Source organism: Pararhizobium capsulatum DSM 1112 (assembly GCF_030814475.1).
In the GTDB taxonomy this organism is placed as follows: Bacteria; Pseudomonadota; Alphaproteobacteria; order Rhizobiales; family Rhizobiaceae; genus Pararhizobium; species Pararhizobium capsulatum.
Genome location: NZ_JAUSVF010000002.1, coordinates 1 through 24542, shown reverse-complemented (window position 1 = coordinate 24542; position 24542 = coordinate 1). Strand labels below are relative to the sequence as shown.

The window sequence follows — 24542 nt, the reverse complement described above, 5'->3', positions numbered from 1 at the left end:
GGCTCCCGGCGTTGGCCTTTTATATTGGCAGTTGAAATCTATCGGTTTTTCGCACTTGTCGGAATTAACGTCATGTCCATCCGCCCGTCGCCAGAAATACTGCCTTCCCAATCCACCCTTTCCGTCATCGCCCGAATTGAATGGCAGACGGTGGCTTTGGCTCTCGCCATTTATGGTGGCTACTTTGCCGTGACATGGTTCTGGCAGTCATTGCCGGTCGTCGTGGTCATCGCCGCTGGCGGCTGGTTGGTCGCCTGGCACGGGTCGCTGCAGCATGAGGTCATCCACGGCCATCCGACCCGCAACCGGCGTGTCAATGATGCGATCGGTTGGCCGCCTTTGTCGCTCTGGCTGCCTTACGCGATCTACCGAGAAGGCCACCTGACCCACCATCGCGACGAACACCTGACCGACCCGATCGAAGACCCGGAATCGTCTTACTTTACACAAGTTGCCTGGGAGAGCATCGGCTGGCTCGGCCGCCGCCTGGCGGCGTGGAACACGACGTTGCTTGGACGGCTGACGCTCGGCCCTGTTGTCATGATCGTCAACTTCCTCGTTCAGGAAGCCGCACTGGTCTTTAAAGGTGACCGGAACCGCGCGGCATTGTGGGCGCGGCACGCGATCGGCGTCGGCGCCGTTCTGGTCTGGGTGATGTGGGTCTGCGAAATGCCCCTGTGGCTCTATCTCTTCGGCTTCGTCTATGTCGGCGCAGCACTCAGCCGGCTGCGGTCCTATGCCGAACATCGCTATGCCGACCATCACGACGAGCGCACGGCCATCGTCGAAAACAGCCCGCTGTTTGGACTTCTCTTCCTCTACAACAACCTGCATGTGCTGCATCACAAGCGGCCCGGCGTTCCATGGTACCGGATACCCTTGCTCTATCGCCGTCACCGCGATTTTCTGGTCTCGGTGAATGGCGGCTTGGTCTATAACGGCTATGTTGACGTGGCGCGTCGCTTTCTAGTGAAGCCCCATGACGACCCACGCCATCCTCAGCATCGCCAGCCTGTCACCCGACGTGACGACGAGGTAAGCGCTGTTCCAGAAATTACTATTTGAAAGCTGTCCGTGAGTTCACCAAAAGAAATTCTCCTCAACGCGTTCAACATGAACTGCGTCGGCCATATCAACCACGGTCTCTGGACTCATCCGCGCGATCGATCGGACGAATATAACAGGCTCGACTACTGGACCTCGCTTGCGGCGACGCTGGAACGCGGCCTGTTCGACGGGTTGTTTCTGGCGGATATCGTCGGCGTCTATGACGTCTATCAGCAGTCGGTCGACCTGACGCTGAAGGAATCGATCCAGCTTCCGGTCAACGATCCGTTGATGCTGGTCTCGGCTATGGCGGCGGTTACCAACGGGCTTGGCTTCGGCGTGACCGTCAACGTGCATGCCGAGGAGCCCTATATCTTCGCCCGCCGTATGTCGACGCTCGATCATCTGACCGAAGGCCGCATCGGCTGGAACATCGTCACCGGCTATCTCGACAGCGCCGCGCGCGCCGTGGGGCAGGCCGCCCTTGGTGAACATGATACACGCTACGACCGTGCCGACGAATGCCTCGATCTGCTCTACGCTCTCTGGGAAGGAAGCTGGGACGACGAGGCCGTTATTCGCGACCGGCAGGCGCGGGTCTATGCCGATCCGCAGCATGTGCGAAAGATAAAACACGAGGGCAAATACTACCGCGCCGATGGCTATCACCTGAGCGAACCGTCACGCCAGCGCACGCCGGTGCTCTATCAGGCTGGTACCTCCGGTCGTGGCCAGCAGTTCGCCGCCCGCCATGCCGAATGCGTCTTCATCTCATCGCCTGACACCAACGTGGCGCGAGCCGCATCACGGAGCATCCGGCAGGGTGCCGTCGCGCAAGGGCGGCGGGCCGAGGATATCAGGATCTTCGCCGGCATCACCGTTGTCGTCGACAGGACTGAGAAAGCGGCGCAGGAGAAATACGAGGATTACGTCCGCTATGCGAGCCCAGAGGCGGGCCTTGCCCATTTCTCCGCCGGCACCGGCATTGATTTTTCCCAATACGAACTCGATGAGCCGATTACCTACGGCAAAGGCAATTTCGTCCAGACCTCTGTCGATCTCGCCCGCGAACGCGGCTGGACGAAGCGCAGCATTCTATCGGGCATGGAACTTGGCGGCCGTTATCCGCTGATTATCGGCAGCCCGGAGCAGGTGGCCGATGCGCTCGAAACATGGATCGACAACGGCGAGGTGGACGGTTTCAATCTCGCCCGCACGGTGACGCCGGAAAGTTATGAGGATTTCATCGATCTGGTCGTCCCCGTGCTGCAGCAGCGTGGCCGATACAAGACGGCCTATGGCGAGGGAAGCCTGCGCAAGCGTTTGTTCGGCGAAGGAAACCGACTGCCGGATCGTCATACCGGCGCAACCTTCCGGCACGGCCGCTCGGCTGAAATCCCGGCCTGATGATTGGTCGCCGGTATAATTTTTCACAGTGCCAGACCGTCGGAATGGATGTCGGCTCAGGGGGCGAGGAGACGACATCGGCATGGTGCAAGCCTGATGACGGGTGAAACCGGCTTTATGAGGTGAAATTATCGTTTATTTCGCTGGCAGGGGACGTTCTGGCGACGAAAACCGTCGGCTGCCAGCGCGGGACGAAGAAGCCGAGCTTTTCCCGCGAACCTCGGTTGCGTGGAATAAATTTCTTTGCCTATAGAAATAGTCGATAATACCCTCGCTGCCATTGGAAATCGTTCAATGGTTTTGCGACGTTATGGTCAATTCTGTCTTCGGTGCCGCCGGCACCTCCATCTTCGAAGAGATGTCACGGCTGTCCGCCGAGACGGGATCGATCAATCTCGGTCAGGGCTTTCCCGAGGCGCTTGAGCCGGAAGAGCTGATCGAGGCGGCCATCGCTGCCCTTCGTGAAGGCCCGCATCAGTATCCGCCGATGATGGGTATTCCGGCGCTGCGCAAGGCGGTGGCGGAGAATACCCAGCGCTTTTTCGGCCAGGGGGTCGATTGGGAGCAGGAAGTGCTGGTCACCTCTGGCGCGACCGAAGCCCTGACGGATGCCTTCTTCGGCCTGCTTGATACGGGTGACGAGGCGATCGTGATCGAGCCCGTCTACGACGCCTATAACTTGCTCATCCGTCGCGCCGGCGCCGTGCCTGTCCCCGTCCGCCTTGAGCCACCCCATTGGCAGCTGACGGCCGACAAGCTGGAGGCGGCGATTACCCCGCGCACGAAGATCATCGTGCTCAATACGCCGATGAACCCGATCGGCAAGATTTTCGACGACAACGAGCTGGTGGCCCTGCGCGATGTGGTGCTCAAGCACGGCCTGACTATCGTTTCGGACGAGGTCTACGAACATCTGGTCTTCGACGGCGCGCGCCATCGCTCGCCGTTCTTCCTGCCTGAGCTGCGTGATCGCACCGTGCGTATCGGCTCGGCCGGCAAGACCTTCTCCGTCACCGGCTGGAAGGTCGGTTATGTGACGGCGGAACCCCATCTTCTGCGCCCGATCGCCCGCGCCCATCAGTTCATCACCTTTACGACGCCGCCCGCCCTGCAGGCTGCTATCGCCGTTGGTCTCGCCCTGCCAGACAGCTATTTCGATGGGCTGAAGGCTGGGCTCGCCGAGCGTCGCGACCTGCTGGTTGCCGGGCTGCGCGCCGCCGGTTTCGCCGTCGATCCGGCCGAGGCGACGTATTTTGCCGTTGCCGACCGCAGCGGGTTTGCACCCGAAGAAGACGATCTTGCCTTCTCGCGCCGGCTGACGCTGGAGGCGGGCGTGACGCCGGTGCCGATCTCATCGTTCTACGGCAAGCGCGATGTCACCAGCCGCATCCGTTTCTGCTTTGCCAAGCGCACCGAAACCCTGAACGAGGCCGTGCGCCGGCTTGCGGCCTGGCGCGACGAGCGCGGCTGGAAGGCCGCTTCGTAACCCGAATTCTTCTCATTCCATCCATGCCATACAAGGGGACCTATCTGATGAAACGTAGCTATCGTTCTTTGCTTATCCTGCCGGCGCTTGCGCTGTTTCTGGGAACAGCCGCTTCGGCCTCCGCTGAAAAAATCCGCTTCGGCGTCACCGCCGGGCCGCATGCGCAGATCGCCGAAGCCATCGTGCCGATCGCCAAGGCCAAGGGCCTCGATATCGAGGTCATCGAGTTTTCCGATGGCGCCCTGATCGACCCGGCTACCAATGACGGCGATCTCGATGCCAACGGTTTCCAGCATACGCCGTACCTCGACCAGCAGAACCGCGACCGCGGCCTCGCCGTCGTCTCTGTCGGGAAGACGGTACTCCTGCCGATGGCCGGCTATTCGAAGAAGTACAAGACGCTCGCCGAGCTGCCTGACGGCGCGCAGGTGACGATCCCGAACGATCCGAGCAATCTCGGCCGCGCCCTGAAGCTGCTCGAAAAGGGCGGCCTGATCAAGCTCACCGCCGGGGTCACCTTCAACGCGACCGAACTCGACGTCATAGAGAACCCGAAGAACATCAAGATCATCCCGCTCGAAACCGCGCAGCTTCCGCGTTCGCTGGAAGATGTCGATTTCTCCGTCATCACCTCGCACTTCGCGCTGAGCGCCGGCCTTGTTCCGACCCGCGACAGCATCCTCATCGAAGACCAGCTATCCGACTACCATTGCCTGATCGGCGTTGCCGAGAAGAACAAGGATGCGCCCTGGGTAAAGACACTGGTCGAAGCCTACCAGTCGCCGGAGGTGAAGTCGTTCATCGAGACCAAGTTCGGCGGCAACGTCATCGCGGTCTGGTAAGATTATGACCAAGCTTGCTCTTTCCCCTGTGCTGCGGATTGATGAGAAAGTGGAGCCCTCCGTGACGGCGGCCCCGGCCCGGCGACAGGTGGTCCGTGTCGAAGACCTGACCATGGTCTACGACCAGAAGGCCGGGCCTGTTCTCGACAAGGTGTCGCTTTCCGTGGAGGAGGGCGATATCCACGGCATCATCGGCCGCTCGGGCGCGGGGAAGAGCACGCTGGTGCGCTGCCTCAACCGGCTGGTGGTTCCGACCTCCGGCCGGATCGAAGTCTCCGGCCACGATATCACCCGTCTTTCGGGCGCAGACCTTCGCGGTGCCCGGCGTGATATCGGCATGATCTTCCAGCATTTCAGCCTGATGTCGTCGCGGACAGCGGCGGATAATGTCGCGCTGCCATTGGAGATCGCCGGCATCTCAAAGGAAGAGATCCGCAAGCGCATTCCCGTGCTGCTCGATCTCGTCGGTCTTTCCAACAAGGCCGATGCCTATCCGGTCGAGCTTTCCGGTGGCCAGAAACAGCGTGTCGGCATCGCCCGCGCGCTGGCGCTTGATCCGAAGGTGCTGCTGTCGGACGAAGCGACCTCGGCGCTCGATCCCGAAACGACAGAGCAGATCCTCTCGCTCCTGAAGGACATCAACCGCCGCCTCGGCCTGACGATCGTGCTCATAACCCACGAGATGGAGGTGGTTCGTGCCATCGCGAGCCATGTCACCGTGCTGGAGCATGGCCAGGTGGTCGAAAGCGGCCCGACCTTCGATGTCTTCGCCTTCCCGAAATCGCCAGTGGCGCGCTCCTTCCTGTCGTCGATCGTGGCGCACGAACTGCCGCCGCAGGTGGCCGGACGGCTGAGCCCCGAACCTTCCAGCGACACGGCGCCCGTGCTCCGCATTGTCTTCACCGGCGAAGCAGCAGAAGAGCCGGTTGTTGCCGATCTCGCCGTCAAGTTCGGCATCCGGGCCTCGATCCTGCATGGCCGCATCGACTACATCGACGAACGGCCGCTCGGCATTCTCACTTTGCTGCTTCCGGAGGCGGCCGATCGTGTGCCCGCCATTCTCGCCCATCTGTCATCCCTCGGTCTCCATGGAGAGGTTATCGGCCATGCTGTCCGATCTTCTGCCGCCGGCACTCGTCGCGCTGCTTCTTGATTCCATTCTCCAGACGGCGACCATGGTCGGCGTTGCCGCGCTGCTGTCGACGCTGATCGGGCTGCCGCTCGGCGTGCTGCTGGTCGTCACCGGAACTGGCCAGTTTCTCGAACGCCCGGCGCTCAATCGCGTCATCGGCACGGTCGTCAACCTGATCCGCTCCACGCCGTTTATCATTCTCATGGTTGCGATCATTCCGTTGACCCGGCTGTTGGCCGGCACGACGGTCGGAACCGCTGCAGCGATCGTGCCGCTGACGATCGCGATCACGCCGCTCTATGCGCGCCTTGCGGAGGCTGCGATGCGTGAGGTCGATCAGAGCCTGATCGAAGCCGCGCAAGCCATGGGCGCCACGCCGCTGCAGATCATCTGGAAGGTGCTTCTGCCCGAGGCGCTGCCCGGCATTCTCGCGGGACAGACAGTCACACTCGTCAGCCTTGTCGGCTATTCCGCCATGGCCGGAACGGTCGGCGGGGGCGGGCTCGGCGATCTCGGTATCCGCTTCGGCTACCAGCGCTTCATGCCGGAAGTGATGGTCGCCGTCGTCATCGTGCTCGTGATCATCGTGCAGTCGATCCAGGTGGCGGGCGACTGGGCCGCGCGCACCGTCAACCATCGCGTGGCCCGCAGCCGCCTCGTGGCTCGCAGCCACGACCAAACCTGATCTTTCTTTTCGAGGAGTATGAACATGACGATCCACACCAAGCCGACCCATCTGCCGACGATCGATTTTTCCCGCTTCTACGGCAGCTCGGCCGAGCGCGAAGCCTTTATCAAAGAACTGACCCGCGTGCTGCACGATCACGGTTTCTTCTATCTGACCGGCCATGGCGTGCCGCAGAGCCTGATCGATGACGTCATCGCCATCTCCAAGCGCTTCTTTACGCTGCCGGAGGCTGACAAGCTTTCGATCGAGATGGTGAAATCGCCGCATTTCCGCGGATATAACCGCGCGGGATATGAGCGCACCCGCGGCGAGCAGGATTGGCGCGAACAGCTCGACGTCAACACCGAGGGTGAGCCGGTGGCATCCGGTGCCGATACGCCGTGGAACCGGCTCTACGGTCCGAACCAATGGCCGGAAGCTTTGCCCGAATTGCGGCCGCTGCTGCTGCGCTACCAGGCTGAAGTCACCCGCATTGGCATCGATGTACTGAAGGCGATCGCGCTGTCGCTCGGCCAGCCGGAAAATGCCTTTGCCGAGATCTACGAACCGTCGCCGTCGCAACTCCTGAAGATCATCCGCTATCCCGGCCGCGATGCCGCCGGCAGCGATCAGGGTGTCGGCGCGCACAAGGACGGCGGCTTCGTCACCGTGCTCCTGCAGGATACGACACCAGGCCTTCGCATTCGCACGGAAGAGGGCGTCTGGATCGAGGCCCCCCCGGTTCCCGGCACCTTTGTCATCAACAGCGGCGAGCTTCTGGAACTGGCGACCAACGGTTTCGTCAAGGCCGACGTGCATGATGTGGTGACCCCGCCGAGCGGCACGGAGCGTTTCTCGGTCGCCTTCTTCCTCGGTGCCCGCTACGACGCCACGATCCCGGTCATTCCGCTACCGGAAGAGCTGAAGCGCGGCGAGCGCGGCATTACCGTCGATCCGCTCAACCCGATCTTCCGGGAAGTCGGCATCAACCACCTGAAGAGCCGCCTGCGCTCCCATCCGGATGTCGCAGCCGAGCACCATCCTGACCTGCTGCACCTGCTGGAAAAGCCGGCAAAGGCATGACGTTTCCCGCCGCCTCCATCCCAACGGGCGGCGGTCTCACACGGTTTTGGAGGATGCCGGAATGTCCGCACAGGAAAGCAATGTCGTCACCCTTCCCGTGGAGGATGCGTCCCGCTGCGAGGTGGCAGCTCTCTGGGATGCTCTGCGGGAAGAGGCCGACGCAGCGCTTCACCGCGATCCGGCGCTGGCCCGGGCCATGAGTTCGGCCGTGCTGATGCATGTGAGCTTCGGCCACGCGCTGTCGCATCGTCTGGCGATCAAGCTTGCCGACCATGACGTGGATCGCGACGAATTGCTTGCATTGATCTACGGCGCCTATACCGACAAGCCGGGCCTGCTCGGTGCGGCCGCAGCGGATCTCGCAGCCGTGAAGGATCGCGACCCGAGCAACACCGAAGTCCTGACGCCCTTTCTCTATTTCAAGGGTTTTTCTGCCCTGCAGGGCTACCGCGTCGCCCATTGGCTCTGGACGACGGGGCGCCGGCATCTGGCCCGCCATATCCAGAGCCGTATCTCCGAAGTCTTCGCCATCGATATTCATCCGGCGGCGGTGATGGGGCGTGGCATCATGCTCGATCACGGGGGTGGCCTTGTTATAGGCGAAACAGCTGTCGTAGAAGACGAGGTATCCATCCTCCAGAATGTCACGCTGGGCGGAACCGGCAAGGAAACGGGCGATCGTCATCCGAAAATCCGGCGTGGCGTGCTGATCGGCGCCGGTGCGAAAGTTCTCGGCAATATCGAAGTCGGCATCGGTGCAAAAGTCGGTGCCGGCAGTGTGGTAGTTTCGCCGGTCGCACCCTATACTTCCGTCGTCGGCATCCCGGCCCGCCCGGTCGGGCGTCCCCACAAGGCCTTGCCCGGCGTCACAATGGATCAAGCACTGCCCGAGCCGGAATATATGATATGAGCGATACCAGACAGCTGCATCTCGGCGCCTTCATGCGGCCCGTCAGCCTGCACACCGGTGCGTGGCGCTATCCAGGCGCCTACGCCGATGCAAACTTCAACTTTGCTCACATCAAGTCGTTTGCGCAAAAGCTTGAAGCGGCAAAGTTCGATGCCTTCTTCATGGCCGATCATCTGGCGGTTCTGAACATGCCGGTTGAAGCGCTGCGGCGCAGCCACACGGTCACCTCCTTTGAGCCGTTCACGCTGCTGTCGGCGCTGGCCTCGGTGACAGAGCGCATCGGCCTCGTCGCGACCGCCTCCACCACCTTCGATCAGCCCTACCATGTCGCCCGCCGCTTTGCCTCGCTCGACCACATCAGCGGCGGCCGCGCCGGCTGGAACATCGTGACGACCGCAAACCCGGATGCCGCCTTGAATTTCGGTCTCGACGACATGGTCGATCATGACGAGCGTTATGTCCGGGCGCGGGAATTCTTCGACGTGGTCACCGGCCTTTGGGACAGCTTCGCCGACGACGCCTTTATCCGCGATGTCGACAGCGGCATCTTCTTCGACCCGGAGAAGATGCACGTCCTCGATCACAAAGGGCCGGAATTGAAAGTCCGTGGTCCGCTTAACATCGCCCGCCCGCCGCAGGGCAGGCCGGTGATCGTGCAGGCTGGCCAGTCGGAACCGGGCCGGCAGCTTGCTGCGGAAACGGCCGAAGTCGTCTTCTGTTCGCCGCGCGATCTTGCCGGCGGCAAGGCGCTCTATGCTGATATCAAGGGGCGGCTCGAAGCTGTCGGGCGCAAGCGGAATGATCTGAAAATTCTTCCTGCGGCCTTCATCGTCATCGGCGATACCGTCGAAGAGGCGCGGCAGAAACGGCTGAAACTCGATAGCCTCGTGCATTACGATAGCGCCATTGCGTCTCTTTCCATCGCGCTCGGCCACGACGCCTCCGGCTTCGATCCCGATGCGCCGCTGCCGCCGATACCCGAAACAAACGCCAGCAAGACGGGCCGCTCGCAGGTTTTGAAGCTTGCCGAAGAGGAGGGCCTGACGGTGCGCCAGCTTGCCCAGCGCTATGGCGGTTATGCCGGTCTCGCTTTTGTCGGAACGGCGGATACCATTGCGGAAGAGATGGCCGTTTGGTTGAACGAAGAAGGTTCCGACGGCTTCAATGTCGTGTTTCCCTATCTTCCCGATGGCCTCGACGACGTCGTCGATAAACTCGTGCCAGAATTACAGAGGCGCGGTCTTTTCCGCACGGAGTATGAAGGCACGACATTGCGTGACCATCTCGGTCTCTCTCGCCCGGAGAACAAATTCTTCCGCTGATGCTCCGGACCGGAAATATTAATCTACCAATTTCATAGAAAATATTTTCCCCCTGAAAGCGGATCGACGATAGGGAAAGTTCACATCGGCTCTGCCTCATAAATTGCCATTCGTTGTTCACAAATGCGGCATTTGCGATCTTGTTCACAGAAACGCTGGTGTTTCGAAGCCGATCCTCCCAATTGCGAGAGCAAGATTACCATGAGCAACAAATTCTTTGAAAACAAACTCTTTTCCCGCCGCGTAGCGCTTGCCGCTGTGGCGACGGTCGCCGTGGCGGTCACGACGTTCTCGGTTTCCGTGCCTGCCTTTGCCGAAGACAAGAAGGAACTGAAGGTCGGCATCATCTCCGGCGAGGATGAGGATGTATGGCGCGTGGTGACGGCAGAGGCTGCCAAGAAGGGACTGACCATCCAGACGGTCGTCTTCAACGATTACACCCAGCCAAACGAAGCGCTTTCCCGTGGCGAAATCGATGCCAACGCCTTCCAGCATCTCCCGTATCTGGAAAACCAGATCAAGACGCAGGGCTACAAGATCGTTCCCGTCGGCTATACCGGCGTCTGGCCGATCGGCCTCTATTCGAAGAAGCACACCAAGCTCGCCGAGCTGCCGGATGGCGCCATCATCGGCGTACCGAACGATCCGTCGAATGAAGGCCGTGCGCTGCGCGTGCTGCAGAATGAGGGCGTGATCAAGCTCAAGGACGGAACGGATATTCTGGCGACCATCGCCGATATCTCGGAAAACCCGAAGAACGTTCAGATCAAGGAACTTGATGCGGGCATTGTCGGCCGCTCCGTCGAAGACCTTGACGCTGCCGTCGTCAACACCGATTGGGCGCTGAAGAGCGGCCTGACGCCAGAAAACCGCATTGCCCAGGAGCCAGTTGCCGACAATCCGTACCGCAATTTCATCGCCGTGCGTGAGGAATCCAAAGAAGAGCCTTGGGTAAAGCCTCTGGTCGAAGCCTACCAGAACGACGTCGTGAAGGCCGAGTTCGACCGCGTCTACAAGGGTACCGGCATCAGCGCTTACTAAGCGTCTGACCATCAATCCAATACAGCCCGCGATGCTCGACAGCATCGCGGGCTGTATTGCCGTTTCGGGAAACAGACAGAATGAACAAACACGTATCATCGGTACTCGATGACGCAGAGGCGGGCGGCAAAGACGTCATCCGATTGACCGATGTCCGGCGGCGCTTCGGGGAGACGGCGGCGCTCGACGGCGTTTCGCTCAATGTGCGGCGCGGCGAAATTCTGGGCATCATCGGCCGAAGCGGTGCGGGGAAATCGACCCTCATTCGCTGCCTGAACGGACTTGAGCGGCCGGATAGCGGAAAGATCGAGATCGAAGGACGTGAGATCACCGGTCTCAGCGAAGCCAGCCTGCAGCCGTTGCGCCGCAGGATCGGCATGATCTTCCAGCACTTCAATCTCCTTTCTGCCAAGACGGTGGAAGAAAACGTCGCCCTGCCGCTAAAGATCGAAGGCTGGCCCAAAGCGAAACGGCTGGCCCGCGCCGCCGAGCTGCTGGAGCTCGTCGGCCTCTCGGGCAAGGCGAAGGCCTATCCGTCAGAGCTTTCCGGTGGCCAGAAGCAGCGCGTCGGCATCGCCCGCGCCCTTGCAGCCAATCCCGCACTGCTGCTTTCCGACGAAGCGACCTCGGCGCTCGACCCCGAAACGACCCGTTCGATCCTGGCGCTGCTCAAGGACATCAACAGCAAGCTCGGGCTTACTATCCTGCTCATCACCCATGAGATGGAGGTCGTCCGCAACATCGCCGACCGCGTCACCGTTCTGGACGCTGGCCGTATCGTCGAGGAGGGCCCGGTATGGCAGGTCTTTTCGAGACCGCATGCCCAGACGACCAAAAGCCTGCTCAGCGGTATCCGTCCGCAACTGCCCACACATATCGCGGAGAGCCTGTCTGACAATCTTGAAGAGGATTTTGTTCTCGCGATCGATATCGCAGGCCCCGCGGCGGCGGGACCGTTCCTGCAATGCCTCTCGACAGAGTTTCAGAACGGCTACCGCCTCATCCATGGCGGTGTTGATCATATCTGCGAGCAGCCCGTCGGTCGCTTCTTCATCGCCGTAGGCGCCGCTTCCGCCGGCCGTCTGGTTTCATTCGCAGAGCGCCTCGGCGCACAGGTGGAGGTGCTCGGTCATGTCGCCGATCATGCTTGAACTTCTTGTCCAGTCGCTTTGGGAGACCGTCCTGATGACGGCTGCATCCGGGATCATCTCGCTGGTCTTCGGACTGCCGCTCGGACTGGCGCTCGTGATCACTGCGCGGGGCGGCATCGCCGAAAATCTATCGATCAACAGGGTGCTCGGCGCTGTCGTCAACGCCTTTCGCTCCGTGCCCTTCATTATCCTGCTGGTCGCACTCATCCCGGTTACGCGGCTGATCGTCGGTACCTCGATCGGTACTTGGGCGGCCATCGTCCCCCTGGCGATCGCCGCAACGCCTTACTATGCTCGGATTGCGGAAGTGTCGTTGCGCGAGGTCGATAGGGGGCTGATCGAGGCGGTCCGCGCCATGGGCGGCAATCGCTGGACGATTATCCGCGAAGTGCTGATCCCGGAAGCCCTTCCTGGCATCGTCGCCGGCTTCACGGTGACGATCGTTACCCTCATCGGCGCCTCCGCGATGGCCGGCGCGATCGGTGCCGGCGGTCTTGGAGACCTCGCGATCCGTTACGGCTACCAACGCTTCGAGACGACGGTCATGGTTGCGGTGGTCGCTGTTCTCATCGTGCTGGTGTGCGGTATTCAATGGCTGGGAGATCGCGCCGTTGATCGCCTCGATCATCGGAGCTAATTCAAACCCGATCGGGAGGTGCGGGTCGTGCCTCTTGATCCGAGCGGCACGGGCGAGTGCGGATTTCGTTCTTCCAGACGCCCATGGTTGAAACAATATTCCCTCATATCGGAGTAAAATAATCCATTAAATCTATATACTATTATCCAATCTGTTAATCTACGCTCCTCATGATGTGAGGGGACCCTATGAGCGACAATCGGCAGACCAATCCTTCCCAAGGCATTTCACGTCGGGGGCTTATCAAAGCCGCAGGGCTGACGGCCGCAGCCGCAAGCGTCGGCGTCATCGGCGCCCGCTCGACGCGCTATGCGATGGCCGGCAATCTCATTCCGATCAAGCTGGAGTGGACCGAAGTCGCGGCCTGCCATTCGCCGGTCGGCTTCGGCCTTGCAAAGGGCATCTACGCCAAGCATGGCCTCGATGTGGAGCTCTTCTATCAGGGTGCCAGCGGCCAGACTTTGATCCAGGCACTCGCGACACGTAAGGCCGAAGCCGGCCCGGGCCTTCTCTATGATTGGCTCAAACCGATCGAGCAGGGTTTCGACGTGCGCCTGTTCGCCGGCTCCCATGGCGGCTGCCAGCGCCTGCTGGTAAAGCCGGATTCCGGCATCAAGACATTGATCGACCTTAAGGGCAAAACCATCGGCACCTTCGACGTGATGTCGCCGTCGCGTGTTGCCTTTTCCGTTGCGCTCGCCAAGGCAGGCCTCAATCCGGAGACTGACGTCACCTGGAAGGTCTTCCCGTTCGATCTCGTGGCCGAAGGCGTGCTGAAGGGCGAGGCCGACGCGGTCGCCCACATGGACCCGTGGGCCTATTCCTATGAGAAGCAGCATGGCTTCCATCTCGTGGCGGACACCCAGACAGGCACGTTCGAAAACCGCGTCTGCTGCGTGCTCGGCGTCAACGGCGATTACTACGAAGCCAACAAGGATGCGATCCGGCGCGTTGCCGCCGCAAACCTCGAAATCCACCAGTACACCGGCAAGCATCCGGACGAGGTGGCGAAGTGGTACTTCGATACGCTGAAGCCCGGCCTGCCGCTCGAGGACCTGACGGAGGTTCTGGCCTCGCTCACCTATCACGAGCACTGGTTCGGCAAGGAATTGCTGAACGAGGTGAAGATCGGCTATCAGGATTTGAAGCTCACAGGGGTCATCGACGCTTCGACCGATCCTGAAGAGATCGCCAATCGCATCACCATCGATATATTCGCGTGACGTCGATGAGTGCCGCTGTAGACGAGAGTTTCGGTAAGGCAGGGCGTCGCTCGCTTGCCCTGTCTTTCACGGGGATCTGGGGCAACGGGCTGCTCGCGGCCGGAACCTGGTTCATCGCGGCGGCGCTCACCTATCTGTTGCCGGATGTCATCAAATGGGGCGCCACGGAGCTTTTCGCTCTCGTGACCCTGATCGGTGCCGGTATCTTCCTGGCGCTGTCGGTCAGCGTCCATCGTTTCGGCAAGGCCGGCCGGACTCTGGTGCATTACGGACCCTGGTTCATCGTGATTGGCCTCTGGCTCGCAGTATGGGAAGTGCTGACAGCAAAGCTCGGTTGGCTGCCGAAGCCATTCTTCTCGCCGCCGCAAGGGCTTCTGCATGTCTATGTGACCGACTGGGATCGGCTGCTGATCTGCGTCGCCTATACCGGCCGTCTCTGGGGTCTCGGGTTCTTCTCCGGCGTGTTGGTCGGTTTTGCCGGGGGCGTTGCGCTCGGCTGGTCCAAACGCTTCGCCTATTGGGGCATGCCGCTCCTGAAGCTCATCGGCCCGGTGCCGGCAAGCGCCTGGATACCCTGCACCTTCTTCATCTTTCCCTCCACCTTCCACGCCTCGATCTTCCTCGTGGCGCTGGCGTCCGGCATTCCGGTGGCGATCCTGACAGCCGCCGGCGTCGGGCAGGTGAACCGTTCCTATTATGATGTCGCCCGCACACTCGGTGCCGACAACCGCTTCCTGATCTTCAAGGTGGCGATCCCGGCTTCGCTGCCGAATGTCTTCGTCGGCCTTTTCATGGGGCTTTATTATTCCTTCGCCGTTCTGGTGGTGGCCGAAATGCTCGGCGCCAAATTCGGCCTCGGCTGGTATCTCCAGTTCAACACCGCCTATTCGGCCTATGCCAATGTCTATGCGGCGCTGATCGTTATGGCCCTGATCTGCGCTGGCCTGGTGCGCCTGCTGTTCATTGCCCGTGACAGGCTGCTCGGCTGGCAGAAGGGGATCCTCTGATGGCGCCCGCCCTTTCTCAAGATGCGCAGAATCAAGATTTGCCGGTCAGCCGCAGCATCGCGCTGGATATCGAAAAGGTCTCGCATCGATACGAGCGCGACGGCAGGCAACTGCAGGTTCTCGACGATGTCAGCCTCAAGATTGAACCCGGCGAATTTGTCGCCCTGCTCGGGCCGTCCGGTTGCGGCAAGTCCACCCTGCTGCGGCTTGCAGCGGGGCTCGAAACGGCGACATCGGGCGATGTGCTGGAGGATGGCCGCTCCATTCGTGCGCCAAGTCCAGATCGCATCCTCGTGTTTCAGGAGGCCACCCTTTTTCCCTGGCGCACCGTGCGGGCGAATGTCGCGATCGGCCTTGAGGCCCGCGGCCTGATACGTGAGAGCGAACACCGTATCGACGACGTGTTGAAGCTCGTCAAGCTCGAAGGCTTTGCCGATTTCTATCCGCATCAGCTGTCGGGCGGCATGGCGCAGCGCGCGGCGCTGGCGCGTGCATTGGTCAACGATCCGAAATTGCTGCTGCTTGACGAACCCTTCGGCAAGCTCGATTCCCTGACGCGGCTCCGCATGCAGAACGAGCTTCTGGACCTCTGGAAAAACGCAGGCTTCACCGCCCTTCTCGTTACTCACGACGTGGAAGAAGCGCTGCTTCTCGCCGATCGTGTGATCGTGCTCTCCGATCGGCCGGCCTCCATCGTTGCCGAAGTGCGCGTCGAGCGCCCGCATCCGCGCCGGCGCGACGATGCGGAGCTTATCGCGCTGCGGGGTTCCATCCTCGAAACGCTGGGCATCTCCCATGATGTCTAACGGCTTGAGGACGGACCATATCGTCGCCTTCGCCGGCGGGCTTCTTGTGCTGCTGTCGCTTGGATGGTGGTGGTTGATCTTCAGCAAGGTGGTCGAGAACGACTACCTGACGATCGGGCAGGCCGTCACTTGCGTCGCTGGCGCGACCGATCTCTGTTCGCTGGCCCAGGCGCTCTGCACCGACGACCATCTCTACGGCATCCGCTGGTATGCGCCGGAGGCCTTCTGGGCTGCCGCGGCGATCCTCGCTGTCGGAACTTTCCTGTCCACCCGGCCATCCCGGCTTTAGCAACCCTCCCGGAAGGAGCATGCACATGACGATCCATCAATCGCCCGAGATTGCCGAGCAGGAACTTCCGCAGCCGCCGGCCGGCTCGCCGACATTCAAGAGCCGGCATCCGGAAACCATTGCGCTGCATGGCGGCAGCTTCCGCTTCGATCCGACAACTGGTGCGGTGGCCGTGCCGATCTACCAGACGTCGTCGTTCCAGCTACCCGGCACGGACGGCGCCGACAAGCTGTTCGCGCTGGAGGCGGCAGGCCATCTCTACACGCGCGTTTCCAACCCGACGCAGGATGCCTTCGAACAGCGGCTTGCGGAGCTTGAAGGCGGGGCAGCGGCACTCGCGCTCGCCTCCGGTCAGGCGGCATCCGCCTATGCGGTCCTCAACGTGGCGCGCAGCGGCGACAACATCGTCAGCGCTGCCGGCCTCTATGGCGGCACCTGGGCGCTGTTTGCTGCTACGCTGAAGAGCTTCGGCATCGAGACACGCTTCGTCGATGCCTCCGACCCGGATGCCTTCGAGCGGGCGACGGATGAGCGCACCCGGGCCTACTATGCCGAATCCCTGCCGAACCCGAAGCTTGAGGTCTTCCCAATCGCCGAAGTCGCCGCCATCGGCCGCAAGCACGGCATTCCGCTGATTGTCGACAACACGGCGGCACCCTTGATCATCCGCCCGCTGGAACATGGCGCGGCCATCGTTGTGTACTCGACGACGAAATATATAGGCGGCCACGGGACATCCATCGGCGGCGCGATCATCGACAGCGGCACCTTCCCTTGGGCCGAGCATGCCGAGCGCCAGCCGAACCTCAACGAGCCCGATCCGAGCTATCAGGGCAAGACCTGGATCGAGAAGGCTGCCGCCATCGCCTTCCACCCCTATATCCTGCGCGCCCGCGCCGTGCTTCTGCGCGATCTGGGGGCGGCGATCAGCCCGCAGAATGCCTTCCAGTTCATCCAGGGGCTGGAAACGCTGCCGCTCCGCCTGCGCCAGCACAACGAGAATGCGGTGAAGGTCGCCGACTATCTCAAGAGCAACGCCAAGGTCGAGCGGGTCATCTTCCCGAAGTTTCAGGACGGGCAGGCAAAAACGCGGGCGGACACCTATTTCAAGCCCGGCTATTTCGGCGCGCTGGTGGGGTTCGAGCTGAAGGGCGGGCGTGACGCTGGCCGACGCTTCATCGACAGCCTGCAGCTGTTCTACCACCTCGCCAATATCGGCGACGCCCGTTCGCTTGCGATCCACCCCTCGACCACGACCCATTCGCAGCTCTCGATCGAAGACCAGCTCGCAACCGGTGTTACACCCGGCTATGTGCGCCTGTCGATCGGTCTGGAGCACCCGGATGATCTTATCGCCGATCTGGATCGCGCCATCGCGCTGGCGTGATCAATGAGACGCAGAACCCAACCCAACGACCGTATCGAAAGCAATGCAATGAGAAACATGATCAAGGGTGCCGCCACCGCTCTTCTGGCGCTTATACCGCTCTCGCTGGCCCATGCCGGCGAGACCCTGGACCGCGTCAAGAGCAAGGGCGAGGTCGTCAATGCGCTCGTCAACGACTACCCGCCATTTGCCTATATCAACGACAAGAACGAGCTTGACGGTTTCGATGTGGACGTCGCCAAGGCCTTTGCCGACAAGCTTGGCGTCAAGCTTAAGCTGGAAACGCCAGGCTGGGAAACGATCATCGGCGGCCGCTGGGCCGGTCGTTGGGATGTGGCGATCACCTCGTCCACGCCGACTGAGGAAAGAGCAAAGGTCGTCAACTTCCCGGTCAATTACTACAGCGTTCCGGCCGTTCTCGTGGTGAACAAGGACGAGCAGGCGATCAAGTCGGTGGCCGATATCACCGGCAAGCGCGTCGGCGTCGGCACGGGCTCATCCTATGAGGCCTATGTCAGCCGCAAGTTCTCTATCCCCGGTCAGGCAGCGATCGCATTTCCGTTTGGCGAGGTCCAGGCCGTGCCGAACGACGAGACCGTGAACTTCCAGAACCTCGCCTTGGGCGCAGGTGTGCGTCTCGACGCTATCGTCGCTTCGCTGGGTACCGCGCAAGGCCAGATCGATGCGACCGGCAAGCTGAAGCTTGCTGGTGACACGCTCTTTGCCGAGCCCAACGCCGTGGTCACCGACAAGGGCGATCCCGAATGGGATGCCGAGGTCAAGCGCGTCATTACCGAACTCAAGGACGATGGCACGCTCGCCAAGATTTCCGAGAAGTGGTTCAAGGTCGATATTACCAAATATGCCTTCTGATATCGTTCTGCCGGCAATCGAAAATCCCGTGCAGGTCCGGCCCCGGTTTTCCGTGGCCGGACCTGCGGGTTTTCGCCTGCGTGTACAGCTGGTCTGGCTGGCCTTGCTGACGGGGCTGCTTTCGCTGTTCTATAATCTTGGTCTCGATTTCGGCCTGATCGGGCAAAAGCTTCCCTTCATGCTGGGCTTGCGCCTGTCGCCTGATGGCTTCGTCCAGGGTGTCGCGCTGACGTTGCTGATCACCGTGATATCCATGGTCGTGTCGCTCGTCGTTGCGGTGCTGACGGCGCTTGGGCGGCTTTCGTCCAATGCGCTCGCTTTCGGCGTGGCGACCTTCTACGCGTCGTTCTTTCGTGGCACGCCGCTGCTGGTGCAGGTGTTGATCATCTATCTCGCGTTGCCGCAGTTCGGGATCGTGCTGTCCGGTTTCGCGTCCGGCATCCTGGCGTTGTCGCTCAACTACGGCGCCTATCTCGCCGAAACCATCCGGGCGGGCATCCTTTCCGTCCCGCGCGGGCAGGCGGAAGCCGCCAGGGCGCTTGGGCTGGGTCGCGGCGTCATCGCTTTCAAGATCATCGCCCCGCAGGCGATGCGCATCATCATTCCGCCAGCCGGTGGCAACTTCATCTCAATGCTGAAGGATTCGTCCCTGGTCTCGGTCATGGGGCTCTGGGAGCTGAATTTCCTCGCCCAATCCTACGGACGTTCGACGTATCACTACATGGAAATGCTGCTGACGGCGGCGGCAATCTATTGGCTGTTGTCGATCGGGCTCGAACTTTTACAAAATCGCCTTGAACGGCGTTTCGGTCGCGGCTTTGCCGCTGATCGGTAGGGAGGAACATCATGACAATAGAACCAAGCTTCACCATTCTTGACGGCGGCATGGGACGCCTTCTCGAAAGGCTCGGCGCTCCGTTCCGCTTACCGGAATGGTCGGCCCTCTCGCTGATCGAAGCACCGGAATATGTCACGCGCGCGCATCAGGCCTATGTCGCCAGCGGTACCGACATCATCACCACGAACTCCTATGGCCTTGTACCCCATATGCTGGGCGAAGATCGCTTCAACGAGCAAGCTTTGTCGCTTGCTGATCGCGCTGGGCGCCTTGCGCGCGCGGTCGCCGATGGTGCGGACCATCGCGTTCTGGTCGCAGGCTCATTGCCGCCGCTCTTTGAAAGCTATCGGCCCGAGCGGTTCCAGGCTGGCGAGGCGCCACGCATTCTCGAAAGCCTCGTCGAAGGCCTGCGGCCGCATGTCGATCTGTGGCTGATCGAGACGCAGAGTTCGACCGTCGAAGCCTTGACATCGCTGGCTGCCGTTATCCGAGACGGCAAGCCGGTTCATGTCTCCTACACGCTGAAGGACGAGGATGGCCGGGCAGGGCCGCCGGAGTTGAGATCTGGCGAGCCGGTCGAGGATGCCGTGCGCCGGACAATAGCCGCAGGCGCAAGCGGTGTGTTCTTCAATTGCAGCCAGCCGGAGGTGATGAGCGAAGCCGTGCGGGCAGCCCGCAGGGTGGTCGATGAAGCCTCGGCCCCGATCACCATTGGGGTCTATGCGAATGCTTTCGCGCCGGAACCGCCTTCGGACACACCCTATGCCGGCATATCCGAAATCCGCGCGGATCTCGGCCCTGAAAACTACTTGAAGTGGATCGAACGCTGGCTCTCGGATGGCGCCACCGTGGTTGGCGGTTGCTGCGGTATCGGGCCAGAGCATATCGAGGCTATCCGCAGCTTTCGGGAAAAAACGTCGGCCGCCTGAATGGGAGACACTCTGGTGCGGGTGACGCATCAGAGGTGCACGATATTCGAAGAATATCCTACATGCCAGCCGATCTTTGGCATCAGGAACCATCCTCCCTTACGAGATATGATATATAGTCTACTAAATTGATAGACTATTGCGCTGGCTCCGTTGCGGACCCTGCGTCATATCGAATCTCACAGGTAGGATAGCGCCATGACCAAGCAAGAGATCGAATATGCCGGTATTCCTGTTGGTATCGTAATACCCGATAGCGGGCGTCTGAAATTCATCGCTGTGAAGTTCCACGTTCATTCGCTTGACGGGCGATACTTCTCCTCCGTCGATGACGTCTTGAGCGCGATCCATCAATCGGTTTCGCGTTCGGATGGCCGGTGGTCTTCCCTTACGATGTCGTAAGAGGAGGCAGTCATGGGAGCGCTCAGATATTTTCTACGACTTTCCGCGCGTCGCAACGACCTTGAAGATCGCCTGCTGGCTCTGGAATATCGCCGCCTCCTGCTCGATGACTTTGCCGATGATCTGGCGGAGGACGATCTCAGGGGCGCCCTTGGCGACGTATCGAGCGAAATCAGATTCGCAAAACGTCGTCATCGGAACCGGTGATGTGGTGCGATCGGGTTATCGCTCCTGACCGCCGCGTAGTGGACAGCAGGCAGAACTCGGTTTTCCAAATTTTCTCAATCTTTCATCGTAATTAGTATATAATTTCTATAAATTTAATCAAGAATTAATATTATCTGTTTCCGTCAAGCCATGCCGGATTTGCGAAATGAAGGTGAAAGATGAGTGAATACGACAATGCGCCATCATCAGGCGCGCGGTTCTATGCGGTCCGGCTGAAGCCGGGACAGGATGTGGTCAAGGAGCTGAGGGCGTTCGTGGACGCGAACAATCTGAAGGCTGTCTCCATCGTTTCCGTCGTGGGAAGCCTCAACACGGCGCTGTTGCGCTATGCCAACACCGGCGTGTGGAGTGAAGTGAGCGGGCATTTCGAGATCGTTTCCCTGGTTGGGACGATCGATGAAAAAGGCGAGCATCTGCACATTTCCCTTTCCGACCGGACGGGCCAGACGATCGGTGCGCATTTCGGGGTGGGATCGGCGGTTTATACCACGGCCGAAATCACTCTTGCCGAATTCCCGGACCTGTCTTTCCGCCGCGAACTCTGCCCGCAATCCGGGTGGGAAGAACTGACCGTCGAAGGGCGTCAGGCCAGCTGAAATTTTCGAAACACGACACTTGCGCTCGGCCGGGGGTTCGACGCCGGGCACATTCAAAAAGGGGGTTGAAACCATGTCGACTGCAGCAAAAACCTATTTCGATACCAAAATACTCGCGCTCATTGCCGTCGCGATCGTCATCAATATCGTCGGCGGCCAGCTCAACGATCTGTTGCGCCTCCCGATCTTTCTTGACTCGATCGGAACCATCCTGGTTGCTGTTCTGGCCGGGCCGATCGCCGGCGCGGTCACCGGTGTTCTGACAAACCTGATCATCGGTTTGATCTTCGCGCCGGTCGCGGCGGCGTTTGCCCCGGTTGCGCTGGTCATTGGCCTCGTTGCCGGATTGCTGGCGCGTGCCGGCTGGTTCAAGACCGTCTGGCAGGCTGCGATATCGGGCGTGGTCATTGCTGCGGCGCTGACACTGGTTGCCGTGCCGATCCGAATCTATCTGTTCGGCGGCGTTACCGGCTCCGGGGCGGATTTCTTTGTCGCCTATTTCTCCAGCGTCGGTCAGACCCTGTTCAGCTCCGTGGCGCTCACGGTTTTCGGTTCCAACGTTGCCGACAAGGTTCTCTCGGCCGTCCTCGTCTGGGGTCTCGTGCGCCAGTTGCCGGAGCGACTGACGGCTGGTTATGAGTATCTCAAGTTCAGCAGAGCCGTCGCGTAATGCAGGCAAAGTCCTTGTATGGCCCGGGGGAGAGTTTTCTCCACCGGGCCAATCCGTTGACGAAGCTGACGGGCGTCCTTGCCGTCGTGGTGACATCCTTCATTCTACCTTGGCCAACGCTCTGGCTGTCCAGTGCCGCGTTGCTGATTTCAGCTTTCTGGTTCCGGATCGGGTGGCTCGTGCTTGTGCGCTATGTCACCCTTTCGCTTCCTTTCACCGTAGCGGTGTTCGTGTTTCACGGACTGGTCCTGCCCAAGTCGGATACTTTCCGTGCATTCGGCTGGTTGCCTTACAGTCCCTTCGGTCTTGAGCACGCGGCGATCATCGGCGGTCGGATATCGCTGATGTTGGCGGCATCCCTGCTGTTTGTAACGACAACGGCACCCGCGACGCTTCTGGGGGCATTCGATACAGCCCGCTGGCCGCCTGCACTGTCTTTCCTGCTTGCGAGCCCGCTGCTTTTGATCGACCAGTTCGCGGTTCGGGCCAATGCGATCCGGGATGCCCAGCAGACCCGTGGGCTGGCGATCGGAGGTTCAGTCACGGCAAGGCTCGGTGCCCTTCGCATGCTGTTTGTACCGCTTCTGACCTCGGCCCTCTCGGATGCGCAGGAGCGCGCCCAGGTGTTGAACGCGCGTGGATTCCGGGCTTTACCGTATCGCACCGTCGTCAACCCACCCGCCGATAACGCTCTACAACGATGGCTGCGACTTGGCCTGTTTGCTGTCATCGCTTTGGAACTTGGATACCTGGTTGTGGGATGATCGAGATATCCGAGCTTCATTTCACCTACGGCGCAACGCCTGTTCTCGACGGTGTGTCGCTTCGCCTCCGGGAGGGCGAGCGTGTCGCCATTCTCGGCGGGAACGGTTCTGGAAAATCCACCCTTGCCGAATGGCTTGCGGGCTGGAAAACGGGCCGTGATCACGCGGCTGCCAAAGGGACAGTGCATTGGCATGGCCGTCCATGGCAGGATTACAGCGTGTCGGAACGTGCCTCGACCGTACAACTTGTTGGGCAGCGTCCGGCGCAACATCTTTCCGGTCGCGCCTTCACCGTTGCCGAGGAAATCGCCTTCGGCCCGGAAAATCTGGGTCTGCCGGTGGAGGATATCGTCTGGCGCCGGGACAAGGCCCTGCATACCTGCCGGCTGAACCACCTTGCAGAGCGGGATCCTTTCACCCTGTCGGGTGGCGAGCAGCAACGACTCGTCATTGCCGCAGCACTCGCGCTCCAACCGAGGCTCCTTATTCTCGACGAACCGTTTTCCAACCTGGACCCTGAATCGCGCGTCCAGACGGCATCGGTCCTGCGCGAGCTTCCCGACGATGTTGCCGTCGTGCTTTTCGATACCAATCCGGATACAGCCCTCGATCTGGCCGACCGGTTTCTGCTGTTGCATGATGGAAAGATCGTTGCGGAAGGCAGCGCGCGATCGGTTCTCCTTCATCCGCAGGCCATCGAAACCCTCGGTTTTTCATCAGTCGCGCGGTGTTTCATCGAGAATGGATTCGGAGCGCCGGTCGGTGGGCAATGGTCGACAGCCGGCCTGCCGCTCTCCCTTGCGGACGTTAGATCCCCGAGGGCCGAGATATGCTGACGCTTGAGAACCTTTCATTCGCCCACCATTCACAAACACCCTTGTTCTCTGGTCTCAATGCCAGCGTTGGCGAAGGTCAGGTGCTGGCCGTGGTCGGACGCAACGGTGCCGGCAAGAGTACGCTGCTTCGGCTTCTCAATGGTTTGCTGAGGCCGCAGAGCGGGCATGTTCTTCTGCGGGGAAAGGCGATAGATCGCCTCAAGGTTCACGAAATCGCGGCAGAAGTCGGGACACTTTTCCAGGCGCCGGAGCAGCAATTATTTGCAGCGCGGCTGTCGGACGAAGTGGCCTTCGGTCCAAAGCAGTTACAACTCTCGGCCGCGGAGATTACAAACCGCGTCGACGAGGCTTTGGCGCAGACATTTCTGACGCACCGCGCATCGCATCACCCGCTTGACCTCTCCGCAGCCGAGCGCCGATTTACCGCGCTGGCGTCCATTCTCGCGATGCGCCCGGCGGTGCTTCTGCTGGATGAACCGCAGCGCGGGCTGGACCGGATCTGGACCGAGCGCCTTGAAGGGATCATCTCGAAGGAGCGGGACGAAGGCAAATCCATCGTCCTGATTTGCCACGACATGAACTTTGCGGAGCGCAACGCTCAATCCGTGCTCGCACTCGGTGGTCGCCAGCCCATACAGCTTTCGACAGAAGACTTCTTCGCCGATGCTGGACTCCTACGGGAAACGTCCGTCGAGCGTCCCATGCGTTTGCAGCTCAAGAGCCTGTTGGAAATTCCGGATCAAGCGCCCCGTGTGACGGGATAGGTGCTTTTCATCTTCAGCCATTTCACCTCCATTTCGCCGTCGAGATATTCTGCTCGACGCGTCAGGAAATCGACGATGTAGGGTTGTGCAAGATGGGTTTTCAGGTGGGCGAGGCTTTGCCAGGCTTCGTAGAAAACAAAGAGACCGGGATCGGCCCTGTCGCGGTGAACATGATATTCAAGGGCGCCCGGTTCCTGCCGCGTTG

28 protein-coding genes are annotated in these 24542 nt (G+C 60.8%); 27 read left to right on the top strand and 1 reads right to left on the bottom strand.

All coding sequences use genetic code 11. The features are described 5' to 3' along the window. The first annotated feature begins 72 nt into the window (after positions 1-72). The 27 genes from QO002_RS20615 (at position 73) to QO002_RS20485 (ending at position 24337) form a co-directional block, all read left to right on the top strand. Complete coding sequence (locus QO002_RS20615; RefSeq protein ID WP_307233597.1) at positions 73-1065, top strand: fatty acid desaturase; 993 nt, start codon at positions 73-75, stop codon at positions 1063-1065. A 9-nt stretch (positions 1066-1074) separates the two neighbouring features. After that, complete coding sequence (locus QO002_RS20610; RefSeq protein ID WP_307233596.1) at positions 1075-2454, top strand: LLM class flavin-dependent oxidoreductase; 1380 nt, start codon at positions 1075-1077, stop codon at positions 2452-2454. A gap of 310 nt (positions 2455-2764) precedes the next feature. After that, the gene (locus QO002_RS20605; RefSeq protein WP_307233595.1) at positions 2765-3940 is read left to right on the top strand and encodes an aminotransferase; all 1176 of its coding nucleotides are present in this window, start codon (positions 2765-2767) and stop codon (positions 3938-3940) included. 47 nt (positions 3941-3987) lie between these two features. Then, a complete protein-coding gene (locus tag QO002_RS20600; protein WP_307233594.1) occupies positions 3988-4782 on the top strand; it encodes a MetQ/NlpA family ABC transporter substrate-binding protein in 795 nt (264 codons plus the stop codon). A gap of 4 nt (positions 4783-4786) precedes the next feature. Beyond that, a complete protein-coding gene (locus QO002_RS20595; RefSeq protein ID WP_307233593.1) occupies positions 4787-5935 on the top strand; it encodes a methionine ABC transporter ATP-binding protein in 1149 nt (382 codons plus the stop codon). After that, entirely contained in the window at positions 5889-6599 is a 711-nt protein-coding gene (locus tag QO002_RS20590) for a methionine ABC transporter permease (RefSeq protein ID WP_307233592.1), read from the top strand. The genes QO002_RS20595 and QO002_RS20590 overlap by 47 nt, the downstream gene beginning before the upstream one ends. A gap of 24 nt (positions 6600-6623) precedes the next feature. Further along, positions 6624-7664 carry an isopenicillin N synthase family dioxygenase gene (locus QO002_RS20585; RefSeq protein ID WP_307233591.1) on the top strand — a complete coding sequence of 347 codons (1041 nt, stop codon included), beginning with the start codon at positions 6624-6626 and terminating at the stop codon, positions 7662-7664. A gap of 61 nt (positions 7665-7725) precedes the next feature. Continuing rightward, positions 7726-8574, top strand: coding sequence for a serine O-acetyltransferase (gene cysE, locus QO002_RS20580; protein ID WP_307233590.1), 849 nt, complete (start codon positions 7726-7728; stop codon positions 8572-8574). Then, on the top strand, positions 8571-9896 hold the full coding sequence (locus QO002_RS20575) for an LLM class flavin-dependent oxidoreductase (protein ID WP_307233589.1): 1326 nt from the start codon (positions 8571-8573) through the stop codon (positions 9894-9896). Before cysE ends, QO002_RS20575 begins: the two co-directional genes overlap by 4 nt. Before the next feature lie 201 nt (positions 9897-10097). Next, entirely contained in the window at positions 10098-10937 is an 840-nt protein-coding gene (locus QO002_RS20570; RefSeq protein WP_307233588.1) for a MetQ/NlpA family lipoprotein, read from the top strand. Positions 10938-11017: 80 nt separating this feature from the next. Continuing rightward, a complete protein-coding gene (locus QO002_RS20565) occupies positions 11018-12088 on the top strand; it encodes a methionine ABC transporter ATP-binding protein (RefSeq protein WP_307233587.1) in 1071 nt (356 codons plus the stop codon). Further along, positions 12069-12725, top strand: a complete 657-nt coding sequence (locus QO002_RS20560; RefSeq protein ID WP_307233586.1) for a methionine ABC transporter permease — start codon at positions 12069-12071, stop codon at positions 12723-12725. Before QO002_RS20565 ends, QO002_RS20560 begins: the two co-directional genes overlap by 20 nt. A gap of 188 nt (positions 12726-12913) precedes the next feature. Next, positions 12914-13948, top strand: a complete 1035-nt coding sequence (locus QO002_RS20555; RefSeq protein ID WP_307233585.1) for an ABC transporter substrate-binding protein — start codon at positions 12914-12916, stop codon at positions 13946-13948. 5 nt (positions 13949-13953) lie between these two features. After that, entirely contained in the window at positions 13954-14955 is a 1002-nt protein-coding gene (locus QO002_RS20550; RefSeq protein ID WP_307233584.1) for an ABC transporter permease, read from the top strand. Beyond that, complete coding sequence (locus QO002_RS20545) at positions 14955-15761, top strand: ABC transporter ATP-binding protein (RefSeq protein WP_307233583.1); 807 nt, start codon at positions 14955-14957, stop codon at positions 15759-15761. The genes QO002_RS20550 and QO002_RS20545 overlap by 1 nt, the downstream gene beginning before the upstream one ends. Beyond that, positions 15751-16050, top strand: coding sequence for a hypothetical protein (locus QO002_RS20540; protein WP_307233582.1), 300 nt, complete (start codon positions 15751-15753; stop codon positions 16048-16050). Before QO002_RS20545 ends, QO002_RS20540 begins: the two co-directional genes overlap by 11 nt. Before the next feature lie 25 nt (positions 16051-16075). Beyond that, positions 16076-17437 (top strand): O-acetylhomoserine aminocarboxypropyltransferase/cysteine synthase family protein, encoded by a 1362-nt coding sequence (locus QO002_RS20535; protein WP_307233581.1) that lies wholly within the window; start codon positions 16076-16078, stop codon positions 17435-17437. 3 nt (positions 17438-17440) lie between these two features. Then, positions 17441-18310, top strand: a complete 870-nt coding sequence (locus tag QO002_RS20530; RefSeq protein ID WP_307233580.1) for a transporter substrate-binding domain-containing protein — start codon at positions 17441-17443, stop codon at positions 18308-18310. Then, positions 18300-19145 carry an amino acid ABC transporter permease gene (locus tag QO002_RS20525; RefSeq protein WP_307233579.1) on the top strand — a complete coding sequence of 282 codons (846 nt, stop codon included), beginning with the start codon at positions 18300-18302 and terminating at the stop codon, positions 19143-19145. The genes QO002_RS20530 and QO002_RS20525 overlap by 11 nt, the downstream gene beginning before the upstream one ends. Before the next feature lie 11 nt (positions 19146-19156). Further along, positions 19157-20077, top strand: coding sequence for a homocysteine S-methyltransferase family protein (locus QO002_RS20520; RefSeq protein ID WP_307233578.1), 921 nt, complete (start codon positions 19157-19159; stop codon positions 20075-20077). A gap of 198 nt (positions 20078-20275) precedes the next feature. Continuing rightward, on the top strand, positions 20276-20479 hold the full coding sequence (locus QO002_RS20515; protein WP_307233577.1) for a hypothetical protein: 204 nt from the start codon (positions 20276-20278) through the stop codon (positions 20477-20479). A 12-nt stretch (positions 20480-20491) separates the two neighbouring features. Then, the gene (locus QO002_RS20510; RefSeq protein WP_307233576.1) at positions 20492-20686 is read left to right on the top strand and encodes a hypothetical protein; all 195 of its coding nucleotides are present in this window, start codon (positions 20492-20494) and stop codon (positions 20684-20686) included. A gap of 179 nt (positions 20687-20865) precedes the next feature. Further along, positions 20866-21303, top strand: coding sequence for a PPC domain-containing DNA-binding protein (locus QO002_RS20505; protein ID WP_307233575.1), 438 nt, complete (start codon positions 20866-20868; stop codon positions 21301-21303). Between the two features lie 73 nt (positions 21304-21376). After that, positions 21377-21973, top strand: coding sequence for an ECF transporter S component (locus QO002_RS20500; protein WP_307233574.1), 597 nt, complete (start codon positions 21377-21379; stop codon positions 21971-21973). Then, complete coding sequence (locus QO002_RS20495) at positions 21973-22737, top strand: energy-coupling factor transporter transmembrane component T family protein (protein ID WP_307233573.1); 765 nt, start codon at positions 21973-21975, stop codon at positions 22735-22737. Before QO002_RS20500 ends, QO002_RS20495 begins: the two co-directional genes overlap by 1 nt. Next, on the top strand, positions 22734-23573 hold the full coding sequence (locus QO002_RS20490) for an energy-coupling factor ABC transporter ATP-binding protein (RefSeq protein ID WP_307233572.1): 840 nt from the start codon (positions 22734-22736) through the stop codon (positions 23571-23573). Before QO002_RS20495 ends, QO002_RS20490 begins: the two co-directional genes overlap by 4 nt. Beyond that, positions 23567-24337, top strand: coding sequence for an energy-coupling factor ABC transporter ATP-binding protein (locus tag QO002_RS20485; RefSeq protein WP_307233571.1), 771 nt, complete (start codon positions 23567-23569; stop codon positions 24335-24337). The genes QO002_RS20490 and QO002_RS20485 overlap by 7 nt, the downstream gene beginning before the upstream one ends. On the opposite strand, the gene QO002_RS20480 is transcribed toward QO002_RS20485, so the two are convergent. After that, positions 24313-24542, bottom strand: a 230-nt coding sequence (locus QO002_RS20480) for a putative quinol monooxygenase (protein ID WP_307233570.1), incomplete at its 5' end; no start/stop codon positions are given. The two genes, QO002_RS20485 and QO002_RS20480, sit on opposite strands and share 25 nt — an antisense overlap.